We start from the raw sequence: 7,390 nt of genomic DNA, 5'->3' as shown, positions 1-7,390 counted from the left end.
CTTTTCTTCGAGTTAGTTGATTCTATTCGACGAGTTGGTTTATTACCGACCGAAGACGCCCAAGCCATCAAAACCTCGTGTTAATAAAGGCGTTCCTAATAAGTGGAAAGAAAAGCGGGCTAAGAAAATGGGTGCTACTGGCTAAAGTCAACAGTATTGCCGGCACAGACGCATAGGCCGGCTCAAACAAATCCTGCGTCCAGTGATCTTCGAGCGCTTTAAGCTCCTTCAGACCCGCTTCAACTCCGGCGGAGCGGCGCGCGGCATCGAGGGTATCGCGGAACTCGGTATACCCTCTGTTCGCTAACTGCATGTTAAACCGATAGTCTTTGTAGCGGTATTCGGGACTGTCCTTAAAAATTTCATAAAATAGTTCCCGCCTCATTGGGTTTTTGGGTGAGATCATGACCTGCTGGCTACGCTGCAAAGTGTGCTGTAGCAGCAGCGGTGCCACACGCAGCCGGACGCTGTCGGAGCCGCCGCTGGGCAGGTTCAGAGTTACTTGTACGCCCCCATCCCATGAGCTGTCGCGGACAATGTCGCGGCCTTCCAGGAGCAACTCCAATCCGGTACGCAACGTCTGCACAGGGACTTTCTCGGCGGACGGGTCGAAGGCGCGCAGCTGGCCGTTGTCACGAATGAACAGCCGGATCGCGCCAGCCGGTGCGCCGCTCACAGTGACCTCAGCCCCATCCGCCACGTCGGGCATGGGTATGGCGAGGATGCGGGCGAGATCCCGCTCGTCGCGGCTGCCGTTGACCATGTCGTCTTGCGCATCGTTGCAAGCGAGAAGTCGGCTGTCGACCTCGGGATCGATATTTTCGATGCCATATCTGGCATCGTCGTACAAGTCTTTGCCAGGGGCGCAGCGCTTGGCGTCGTCATCCAAGTTAGGCAGGAATAGTGCTTCCCGGCTATCTTCCAGGCGTTCGTCGGATTTACCGCTCAAGTCAACTATCCCGTCGCGATTGGCATCTACTCTCAGGTCGGGGAACGTGCCGCGCAAAGCCGTTCGGCTGTGGTTTATGCCGGTGGCTTCAGACTGGTTTGTGGCGTTGACAGTTGCAGTGGCCAATGTCATGGCGGAGGCCAGCAAGCAAAGAACATTTGCAGGCACTCGTCTAAAAAGTTTGCGAGCTATCAGTTTGGTGGAAACGGTTAAGATATTTTTGTCGATTACTAGGCATGGTGATATTCCTATTCTACTGATTAGTGGTTTCTGTCAAAGGTGTTGTGAACAAAGCATCTTTTACCGACACTCCCGTTACCTAGGTTGCATGCCGCAGTCCGTCGGATAGGCACCAAAAATGAGAAGAATTCCTTCATAAGAATAAGGTTCATGAGTTCAATGCGCTATTCTGTCTTTAGTTACTTCCGAATTTGCTGAAAGTAGGCCGAGATACCTTGTTACAACAAAGTAATAGTAAAGCTGAGTTATGAACTAATTGTTAACCAGAGGTGAATAACCAGCAAATATCAATTTTTTAACATTAAAATTCAATCACTTAATGAGTTTTTAATATTTACTTGACACGATTTTATTCATAATTATTGCTGATTTAAGGCTACACCCTTTAGTAGGGACAGGGCATTTAGGGTGTAGGTGTTGGCAGTAGGGATGCTGCCAACTAGCCTACAAGGATGTATACTCTGAACGGTCAAATTTTCGGTTTTTTGGAGTGGGGTACGCTGTGCGTACCATTAAAAAAAAAAAAAATCGTAATAAAATCAATAAAAAGGTACGCGTAGCGTACCCTACAGCGATCTGTAAAAACCGAAAACTTAACCGTTTAAAGTATATTTACGGCATCCTCGGCAACTGCTCCTGCGTTGCCCTATTACACGCCATCCCTGGCGTTATGCACCCTGAATACCCTGTCCCTGCTAAAATGTGTAGCCAAACTGCACACGCTTAGCTTAGCATCGTGTTGTTGTTTGCCCCTATAGAATGCTTTTAACCTTAGCAAAACCAATCTAAGCTGAATCCATATCAGATTTATAGGATAATGCTTGTCTTTGCACTGATTTATCTTTCTCATGACTAAAGCGTTTATTTGTTGTTGTGTTATCAGTAGTGTTGCCCTGATAGCGTGCTCGCCAGTGTTAAATCATTTACCAGGCGTTTATTCTCTCGATATTCAGCAAGGTAACATCATCGACCAAGCCATGATTGACCAGTTGCGCCCAGGTATGAGTAAGCGGCAAGTGTTGTATATCATGGGGTCGCCTATGCTTGTTGATGCTTTGCATCAAAGCCGTTGGGATTATTTGTATACGGAAAAGTCGCCGGATGGGGAAAAAACACGCAAGCGTATTACCTTGCTGTTTAATAAAGATGACTTAATTGGTTTACAAGGGGATTTAAAGCCGAATGCCGTACCTGTGGTTAAGACAGGTGAAACGACGGTGGAGATTCCTAAGCGAGATTTAGAAAAAACATTGTGGGAAAAAATTACCGGCTTGTTTGATTACGATGCGTCTGATGGTGTCCCTACGAAGAAAGCGACGACAGATGCTAGTTCGGGCAATATTGCTAATTCACCTTATTAAGCAGAGTGACTATGCTGACCGATTTAGAGCAGTTAACCTTTGATAATCGTTTCGTTGCGGAACTGCCTGGCGATACTGAAACGATAAATACTCGCCGCCAAGTTTATAATGCTTGCTATTCAAAAGTGTTACCAACCCCGGTTAAACGTCCTACGCTAGTGGCTTATGCACGTGAGGTTGCTGAGTTTTTACAGCTAAGCCCTGAATTGTGTTGCTCAGAAGCCTTTGTTCAGGTGTTTTCGGGCAATCAACTATTGCCAGACATGCAACCTCATGCAACCTGTTACGGGGGGCATCAGTTTGGCTCATGGGCGGGGCAACTCGGCGACGGTCGTGCGATTAACCTAGGCGATGTGGTTAACCAGCAAGGTCAGCGCTGGACGTTGCAACTAAAAGGTGCTGGCCCTACGCCTTATTCGCGTACAGCCGACGGTTTAGCAGTATTGCGCTCGTCGATACGCGAATTTTTATGCAGCGAAGCCATGCATCATTTGGGCGTGCCTACTACGCGCGCGTTGTCTGTGATTGCCACCGGTGAATACGTCGTGCGAGATATGTTTTATGACGGTAATCCTAAAGCTGAACCCGGTGCTATCGTTTGTAGAGTGGCGCCGTCATTTACCCGTTTTGGTCATTTTCAGATTTTAACGGCTAGAAAAGACTTAACCTTATTAAAACGATTGTTAGATTATACAATTGCTACCGATTTTGCTGAGTTGAAGCTGGATTTAAGCTCAGAAACGGCTTATTTAGACTGGTTTGCTGAAGTCTGTCAACGTACAGCCGCTATGATTGTGCATTGGCAACGTGTCGGTTTCGTGCATGGCGTGATGAATACCGACAACATGTCGATATTAGGTTTAACCATTGATTATGGTCCTTATGGTTGGCTTGAAAACTATGATTTAAATTGGACACCGAATACGACTGATGCAGGCGAGCGGCGTTACCGTTATGGTAATCAACCAGCGATTGCGTTTTGGAATTTAGCACAATTAGCCAATGCTATTTATCCGTTACTCGGTGAGGAACGGTTAGCAGAATTACAAGCTACGCTAGATACTTATAAGCGTGCTTATGAGCAAGGTTGGCAAGTCATGATGGTTGATAAGCTAGGCTTAGGGATGTTTAACGGTGAAAACGATATGACGTTATGCACCGATTTAATCGAGTTGCTGCAAGCCGTAGAAACCGATATGACGATATTTTTCAGACGCTTAGCGTTAATACCGCTACACGCTGACGCCAGTGATGAGTTACTCATAGAGCCGTTACTCGATGCCTATTATGTCAAAGAGCAATTAGATACAGCGTATTTAACCCAGCTTTATGCCTGGTTAAGACAGTATCAAACTAGACTTAAAGCCAGTGACCAACCCTTAGAACAACGCCGTCAACGTATGAACGCAGTCAATCCTAAATACGTGTTACGCAATTATTTAGCGCAGTTGGCCATTGATAAAGCAGAACAAGGCGATTACCGTTTAGTAAATGAGTTATTAGAGGTATTACGGCGACCTTACGATGAACAGGCTGAGCAAGAAACCTATGCTGCGAAACGCCCAGATTGGGCTAGGCAACGTGCCGGGTGTTCGATGTTGTCGTGTAGTTCTTAAATTTACTTTGCCTAACACTGCTTAATCGTAACCCACTGTCTAAATAATGAAACATATGCTATATTCACGGTATTGATGACGCCGCACCAATACGTTTTGCCAATACCCGGGGCGCCACAAATAAATACAAATCGAGTAACTGGGGTCAGAATTAAATGTGACCCCAGTTAAATGATAACTTGAATTATCTGGTAACAGGTGTTCTTAACAACACCGCTTAATCCCCCGCCATTGTTTATCCTGCCATTGCTTAAAAAATTCTGCTTTAGTCAGTGGCTGATTTTCTTCATGTTGATGATGCTCAGCGAAGTGGCGTAAATAGCGTTCGTAAGCATCATCGCCCGATAATTGGCGTAGACCACGCCAAAATGTTAATTAATAATGGACGCATGGTTAATCTCTCACCCAATCTTCGACTAACCGGCTAGGAATATGTGGTGATTCTGATAACGGTGGCGTAGGTTTACCGGTTAAAAAAACGTGCGCTAATGCGTAACATGTCTAACACGATAAGCCATAGTAGACTTGCGAAAATCATTGTGATATAGCCATCTAAATGCATATTAAAAATTAACTGCGGTGCAATTGCGGCTTTTTCGGGTGGTAAAACACCGGTGGCGAGTTTTTCTGCTAAATCATTGGCGCCAGCAAAAAAGCCGATGCGCGTGTCGCTGCTGGTAAGCTTCTGCCACGAAGCGGTGCTGGTGATAATGACTAACCATAATAATGGCGCACCTGTGACCCAAGCGTATTTCAGCTTACCCGATTTAATTAAAATGCCGGTAGCGACTGATAAGGCAATCGCGGCCAGCATTTGATTAGCGATACCGAATAACGGCCATAAAATATTGACGCCGCCGTTAGGGTCAATGACGCCAATATATAAAAAATACCCCCATCCTGATACCACTAATGCGCTACAAATTAACGCTGACGGTTGCCAAGAGGTTTCGGCCATTTTAGGCCATAGGTTGCCTAACATGTCTTGTAGCATAAAAACGACCTACGCGAGTGCCAGCATCTAATGTGGTTAAAATAAAAATCGCTTCAAACATAATCGCGAAGTGATACCACAAGGCTAAGAGGCCTTTCCCAAATGCACTACCAAAAATACTCGCCATACCCACAGCTAAGGACGGCGCGCCACCGGTTCTGGCAAACAAACGTTGTTTCACCCATTTCCTGGGCCAATGCGTGCATTTGCTCGACTGTGACAGGAAAACCCCAGGAGGAAATTTTTGCTACCGCATCTGCGGCTTCTTTACCCACGATACCGGCTGAGCTATTAATCGCAAAATATACGCCAGGCTCTAATACGGATGCCGCAACCATGGCCATCATCGCGACAAACGATTCTAGTAACATGCCGCCATAACCAATCATCGCAATATCGCGTTCATTGGCGAGTAATTTAGGCGTAGTCCCTGATGACACTAATGAATGAAAGCCAGAAATAGCACCACAAGCAATGGTAATAAAGACAAACGGGAATAATTGACCACCGAAAATAGGGCCGGTGCCATCGATAAATGGGGTGAGGGCGGGCATTTTTACCTGCGGCTGCAATAAAATAATCGCAAACGCTAACAGGCAAATCGTGCCTAGTTTCATATACGTTGATAAATAATCTCTAGGCGCTAATAACAACCAAACGGGTAGAATCGCAGCTGCAAAGCCATACGCCATGACCCACCAGGCTAAGGTTAGCCCTTCATGGTCAAACCATACGCGTAGCACGGCATGATGATCGACAAAACCACCGCCACCAACGGCGAGCAATAATAATACAACGCCCAGCGCTGAAGCTTCTAAGATATTGCCGGGGCGCCAATAGCGCATATATAAACCCACGATAATTGCAATGGGAATCGTCGCCGCTACGGTAAATGTTGCCCAAGGGCTGTGCTTCATCGCGTTCACTACTACTAAGCCTAATACGGCGATTAAGATAATCATAATTGCGAAGGTGGCGATGAGCGCCGCCGTGCCACCGATGAGTCCTAATTCATCGCGCGCCATTTGACCTAAGCTTCTGGCATCACGGCGGGTTGAAAAAAATAACGTCACCATGTCTTGCACGCACCCACCTAAGACCGAGCCGAATAAAATCCATAACGTGCCAGGCAAATAGCCAAATTGCGCTGCAAGTGTAGGTCCTACTAACGGGCCAGGGCCTGCAATTGCTGCGAAGTGATGACCAAAAACGACCCAACGATTGGTTGGGGTAAAATCATGACCATTGTCTAGACGTTCAGCGGGTGTGGCACGGCTAGCGTCAACAGCGAGTACTGTAGCGGCAATCCACGCCGAATAAAATCGGAAACCAATCGCATAGACACAAAGCGCGGCGGCAATAAACCATAAGGCGTTGATGTGCTCACCTCGGTTTAACGCGATACCGCTAATAGCGCTAGCGCCAATGATTGCAATCACGCTCCAAATCAGAATAGGCTTAAGTTTTGTCATAAAGAAGAGGATAGGGCAGAAAAATGCGAGCCAACTGTTGTGGCTTGTGAACGTGGCTGTTACTACGCAGCCACAGTGGCTTACCAAGTGCCGGTATTAGGCATGGTTAACCAAGGCTCTTTCGGTGCTAAGGCATCGCCTTTTTGTAAAAACTCGATAGAAATTGCGTCGGGTGAGCGAATAAATGCCATACGGCCGTCACGCGGTGGGCGGTTGATAACAACGCCTGCTTCCATTAAGCGCTGACAAGTTTGATAAATATCATCGACTTCAAACGCTAAATGGCCGAAGTTCCGGCCTCCGGTATATTCTTCGGTGTCCCAGTTATAGGTGAGTTCTAGCAGCGGTGCCTGACGGTTACGGGCTTGGTCAATATCGTCAGGTGCAGCTAAATAGACTAAGGTAAAGCGTCCAGCTTCGCTTTCCATGCGATGACTTTCAATCAGACCTAGCTGATTACAATAAAAGTCTAGTGATTGTTCTAAGTCTTGAACTCGAATCATTGTGTGTAGATAACGCATGTTTGGCCTCTTTTGACTATGAAAATGAATAAACACTAAGCGTATAGGTGTTATAAAAACGGCTACCCACTTAAGCTGGAACAGGTCATTCGGCAACTGCTCCTGCGTTGCCCTACTACACGCCATCCCTGGCGTTATCAGAGTGAAGGGCGCCGTAAATACATCCCTGTAGGCTTGGCGGCAGCATCCCTGCTGCCGACACCTCAAGCCACAAGGACGTGGCGAATGCAGAAAACG

At 46.8% G+C, this 7,390-nt stretch carries 4 protein-coding genes and 2 pseudogenes; 2 read left to right on the top strand and 4 right to left on the bottom strand.

All coding sequences use genetic code 11. The annotated features are described in order from the left end of the window. Nucleotides 1–67: 67 nt before the first annotated feature. Nucleotides 68–1,081, bottom strand: a complete 1,014-nt coding sequence (locus VZ94_RS20270) for a protein-arginine deiminase family protein (protein WP_045780623.1) — start codon at nucleotides 1,079–1,081, stop codon at nucleotides 68–70. A 956-nt stretch (nucleotides 1,082–2,037) separates the two neighbouring features. On the opposite strand from VZ94_RS20270, the gene VZ94_RS20260 reads away from it, so the two are divergent. Together VZ94_RS20260 and VZ94_RS20255 are read left to right on the top strand one after the other, a co-directional pair. After that, nucleotides 2,038–2,550 (top strand): outer membrane protein assembly factor BamE, encoded by a 513-nt coding sequence (locus VZ94_RS20260; RefSeq protein WP_045780621.1) that lies wholly within the window; start codon nucleotides 2,038–2,040, stop codon nucleotides 2,548–2,550. 11 nt (nucleotides 2,551–2,561) lie between these two features. Further along, nucleotides 2,562–4,166 (top strand): protein adenylyltransferase SelO, encoded by a 1,605-nt coding sequence (locus VZ94_RS20255; protein WP_045780620.1) that lies wholly within the window; start codon nucleotides 2,562–2,564, stop codon nucleotides 4,164–4,166. A 204-nt stretch (nucleotides 4,167–4,370) separates the two neighbouring features. Here VZ94_RS20255 and VZ94_RS29810 read toward each other — a convergent pair. From VZ94_RS29810 to VZ94_RS20245, 3 genes and pseudogenes are all read right to left on the bottom strand, one after another. Next, nucleotides 4,371–4,523: pseudogene (locus VZ94_RS29810) on the bottom strand (CstA-like transporter-associated (seleno)protein); the annotation flags it as partial. Nucleotides 4,524–4,559: 36 nt separating this feature from the next. Further along, nucleotides 4,560–6,632: pseudogene (locus VZ94_RS20250) on the bottom strand (carbon starvation CstA family protein). 80 nt (nucleotides 6,633–6,712) lie between these two features. After that, the gene (locus tag VZ94_RS20245) at nucleotides 6,713–7,153 is read right to left on the bottom strand and encodes a VOC family protein (protein WP_045780619.1); all 441 of its coding nucleotides are present in this window, start codon (nucleotides 7,151–7,153) and stop codon (nucleotides 6,713–6,715) included. Between the last annotated feature and the right edge of the window lie 237 nt (nucleotides 7,154–7,390).

It is taken from the genome of Methylocucumis oryzae (genome assembly GCF_000963695.1).
In the GTDB taxonomy this organism is placed as follows: domain Bacteria; phylum Pseudomonadota; class Gammaproteobacteria; order Methylococcales; family Methylomonadaceae; genus Methylovulum; species Methylovulum oryzae.
The sequence above is the reverse complement of the archived record's forward strand: the minus strand, read 5'-3'. Positions and strand labels throughout refer to the sequence as shown.

Coding starts and splice junctions, on each gene's coding strand:
- VZ94_RS20270 (WP_045780623.1), bottom strand. CDS start 1,081: ATGACATTGGCCACTGCAACTGTCAACGCCACAAACCAGTCTGAAGCC.
- VZ94_RS20260 (WP_045780621.1), top strand. CDS start 2,038: ATGACTAAAGCGTTTATTTGTTGTTGTGTTATCAGTAGTGTTGCCCTG.
- VZ94_RS20255 (WP_045780620.1), top strand. CDS start 2,562: ATGCTGACCGATTTAGAGCAGTTAACCTTTGATAATCGTTTCGTTGCG.
- VZ94_RS20245 (WP_045780619.1), bottom strand. CDS start 7,153: ATGCGTTATCTACACACAATGATTCGAGTTCAAGACTTAGAACAATCA.